The following is a 3,704-nucleotide window of genomic DNA, read 5'->3' as shown; positions in this document are numbered from 1 at the left end:
CTCGATCCTGGTGAGCAACAGCGCCGCGCACACGAACGACGCCGCGTCCGCGAGGGTGATCAACTGGTAGGCGCTCGTGAATCCGGTGGCCAGCAACGGCGCGGTGAGCGTGGCCCAGCTCCACCGGCCACGGGCCGGGGCGCACGAGCTTCCCGGTGACGTTGGTGAACCCCACCTCCCGGAGGGTGATCGGTGCCGCAGCGCGAAGGCGTTGGTCACGCCCGGGTAGGCCAGTCGGAGCAGCGCCGTCGGTCATCACGTGCTGCTGGTCGATGCCACCGCAGCCGTGGCCGTGAGCGGGTCGGGGTTTTGGCCGGGAGTTGGCGTGGCAGGCTGCGGCCCGGGCGAAGCAGTCGAGGGGAGAGCTGTCGTGGGGATGACGTTGTCGTTCACCCGGGTCACGCAGGAGGAGTTGGACCGGGCGTTCGAGGAGCCCGGCCTGGCGGAGGAGTTCGTGGACGACGAGGGCCGGCCGTACTGCTTCCTGGAGAAGTCGTGGGCCGGCATCGGGTTCCTGCTGCACGCGGCCGGTGTGGACGTGGACCTGTACGAGGACGGCGATCCGATCGACGACGAAGCCACGCGGTTCGGCTGGAGCGGCGACATGGTGGCCAGGACCGCAAGGGCTCTCGGCGCCACCCCGGTCGAGGTGCTGGTGGCTCACTACGACCCGGCCGCACTCAGTGCGGAGGAGGTCTACCCGATGCGGCACCTGTGGGGTGCCGAGGACCTCGACTACCTGCGGGAGAACTACGTGGACCTGGTCAGGTTCTTCCAGGAGACGGCTGCGGCGGGGAACGCCGCGATCCGGGACTTCAGCTTCTGATCGACGACGTTCACCTCAGCAGGGTTACGTACGTCGGAGACGTCGTCTGACGGACGCGAGCAGGCCTGTTCGTTTCCTAGGTTTGTGCCATGCCCGGTCCGCGCAGGGTGGACGGGCGGAGAGGCACATCGTGGGAACCATCACCGTCGGGGTCGAGGGCTCGACCGACGTCGAGCTGTACTACGAGGACCACGGCTCGGGCCGGCCGGTCGTGTTGATCCACGGCTACCCGTTGGACGGGCAGTCGTGGGAGAAGCAGACCGACGCGCTGGTCGAGGCCGGCTACCGGGTCATCACCTACGACCGCCGGGGCTTCGGCCGGTCCAGCAAGACCATGACCGGCTACGACTACGACACCTTCGCCGGCGACCTGGACAAGGTCATGACCCGCCTCGACCTGCGCGACGCCGTGCTCGTCGGCTTCTCGATGGGCTCGGGCGAGGTCGCCCGCTACCTGGGCTCCTACGGCTCGGAACGCGTGTCCAAGGCTGCGTTCCTGGGTTCGTTGCAGCCGTTCCTGTTGCAGACCGAGGACAACCCCGCGGGCGTGCCGCAGTCGGTGTTCGACGGCATCGCCGCACAGGCCCGGGCCGACCGCTTCGCCTGGTACGAGAACTTCTTCGTCGACTTCTTCAACACCGACGAGAACCTCGGCTCCCGCCTCAGCGAGGCCGCGTTGCGGGCGAACTGGGCCACCGCGATCGACTCCGCGCCGGTGGCCGCCTACGCCTGCGTCCCGGCGTGGCTGACCGACTTCCGGGCCGACGTCGACCGCATCGACGTGCCGTCACTGATCCTGCACGGCACCGCCGACCGCATCCTGCCCGTCGACGCCACCGCCCGCGAGTTCCACCGCCGCCTGCCCGACGCCCGCTACGTCGAGATCGACGGCGCCCCGCACGGCCTGCTGCTCACCCACGCGGCCGAGGTCAACGCCGCCCTGATCGCCTTCCTCGCAGACTGAGAGCCCCCACCATGCACACCCCCACCCGCCACCGCACCGGAACCCCGCGCATCAGAACCCCGCGCACTGCTGTCGTGCGCGTGACGGCCGTGCTGGCCGCGTTGGCCGCCGCCGCCGGACTGGCCCTGTTCGGCATGTCCACCGCCGTCGCCGCCCACCCCACCGGGCAGAAACCCACGATCGTGCTCGTGCACGGCGCGTTCGCCGACGGCGCGAGCTGGAACCCCGTCATCGAACGCCTGCAACACCGCGGCTACACCACCATCGCCGTGGCCAACCCCCTGCGCGGGGTCCGCGCCGACGCCGACGCCCTCGACGCACGCCTGGCCGCCATCGACGGCCCCGTCGTACTGGTCGGCCACTCCTACGGCGGCGCCGTCATCACCAACACCACGACACCCTCGACCAAGGTCAAGGCACTGGTCTACGTCGCCGCCTTCGCCCCCACCACCGGCGAATCCGCCGGCCAACTCGCCGGGAAGTACCCCGGCGGCACGCTGGGCGACACCCTGGCACCCGTCACCCTGCCCGACGGCACCCACGACCTCTACATCAAGCCCGAACTGTTCCGCCAACAGTTCGCCGCCGACGTCCCCACCCGCCAGGCCGCCCTGATGGCCAGCACGCAGCGCCCGATCCGGGACGCGGCACTGGACGAGGCGTCGGGCGACCCCGCCTGGGCCACCATCCCCTCCTGGTTCGTCCTCGCCGGCGCCGACAAGAACATCCCCGTACAGGCACAGAAGTTCATGGCCGACCGCGCCCACTCACACGCCACCATCACCGTCGACAAGGCCTCCCACTCCGTGGCCGTCTCCCACCCCGACACCGTCGTCGACCTCATCACCCGCGCCGCCAACTGACCCACCCCCGGCCCCCCGCGTGCTTCAGGTCCCCGGACTTGTCGTCGACCGTCGCGGGGGCCGGGGGTCGCTTCAGTCGGCCCACCGCATCGGGATGTCCGCCGGCACACCCAGGTCGTCGGTCTTGACCAGGTACCGGGCCAAGGAGCCCACCGGCGCCTTGGTGGGCACCGCCCTCGCTTGGCCGACGATCTCGGCGTGCAGGGTGGCGGAGGTGCCCAGGCGGGGGTAGCGGGCGTGGAGGTCGGCGGCCACCTCGTCGGTGACGTGCTCGGAGTCGGCGCCGAAGTCCAGTGCCGTGCCGGCCGCAACCAGGTGGCACAGCAGGCCGCGGCGCTGCGCGATGCCGGTGGACGTGTGCAAAGCGATGGCCTCCCACACCCGGTCCGCTGTGCCCGCGTCGACGCCGTGGTCGCGGAGGTGCTCGGCGGCGAGGTCTGCGCCCGCGACCTCGAACCGGTCCGGTCGCCGGGCTCCGGCGTGGCTCAGGCCGAGGTCGTGCAGGGTCGCGACGAAGAACACGGCCCGCTGGTCGTACTCCTCGTGCTCCCGCACGTTCCACCGGTCGGCCAGGTGCTCCGCGTAGGCGTAGGCGCGGAGGCTGTGGTTGGCCACGGCCGGGGACACCGAGGCGTGCAGGAAGTCCAGGGTGGCGCGGGCGAACGGTTCCGCCAGCAGCGGGGGAGTGGTGATCATGGAGTCGATCCTGGCGTCGCCGCCCAGTGCGTCACCAGTGGCTCGAAAGCCACGCACTAACGGGATTTCGCCAACGACCGGGCGGAGTTGCGGAACGCGGCCCGGTAGGACTGCGGGCTGGTGCCCGCCACGCGCTTGAACCGGTCGCGGAACGCCGTGGGGGAGCCGAAACCGACCTGCGCGGCGATGCGGTCGACCGGGTGGTCGGTGGTCTCCAACAGGTGCTGGGCCCGCCGCACGCGGGCCCGCAGCAGCCACTGGAGCGGCGTGGTGCCGGTCTGCTCGCGGAAGTGGCGGTTGAGGGTGCGGGTGCTCAGCCCCGCCTTGCCCGCGATGTCGTCGAGGGTCAGCTCGT

General features: G+C 71.0%; 5 protein-coding genes. 3 read left to right on the top strand and 2 right to left on the bottom strand.

What is annotated here, in order from left to right:
- Positions 1-376 precede the first annotated feature (376 nt).
- From AB0G02_RS31235 to AB0G02_RS31225, 3 genes are all read left to right on the top strand, one after another.
- A complete protein-coding gene (locus AB0G02_RS31235) occupies positions 377-826 on the top strand; it encodes a DUF1877 family protein (RefSeq protein WP_360801189.1) in 450 nt (149 codons plus the stop codon).
- A gap of 130 nt (positions 827-956) precedes the next feature.
- Complete coding sequence (locus AB0G02_RS31230) at positions 957-1,790, top strand: alpha/beta hydrolase (RefSeq protein ID WP_360801183.1); 834 nt, start codon at positions 957-959, stop codon at positions 1,788-1,790.
- A 134-nt stretch (positions 1,791-1,924) separates the two neighbouring features.
- Positions 1,925-2,653, top strand: coding sequence for an alpha/beta hydrolase (locus AB0G02_RS31225; RefSeq protein WP_360801186.1), 729 nt, complete (start codon positions 1,925-1,927; stop codon positions 2,651-2,653).
- Positions 2,654-2,725: 72 nt separating this feature from the next.
- On the opposite strand, the gene AB0G02_RS31220 is transcribed toward AB0G02_RS31225, so the two are convergent.
- Together AB0G02_RS31220 and AB0G02_RS31215 are read right to left on the bottom strand one after the other, a co-directional pair.
- The gene (locus AB0G02_RS31220; RefSeq protein ID WP_360801180.1) at positions 2,726-3,349 is read right to left on the bottom strand and encodes an HD domain-containing protein; all 624 of its coding nucleotides are present in this window, start codon (positions 3,347-3,349) and stop codon (positions 2,726-2,728) included.
- A 56-nt stretch (positions 3,350-3,405) separates the two neighbouring features.
- On the bottom strand, positions 3,406-3,704 hold a 299-nt coding region (locus AB0G02_RS31215; RefSeq protein ID WP_360801177.1), incomplete at its 5' end, for a helix-turn-helix domain-containing protein.

The sequence above is a fragment of the Actinosynnema sp. NPDC023658 genome (assembly GCF_040639995.1).
Classification (GTDB): Bacteria; Actinomycetota; Actinomycetes; order Mycobacteriales; family Pseudonocardiaceae; genus Actinosynnema.
The sequence above is the reverse complement of the archived record's forward strand: the minus strand, read 5'-3'. Positions and strand labels throughout refer to the sequence as shown.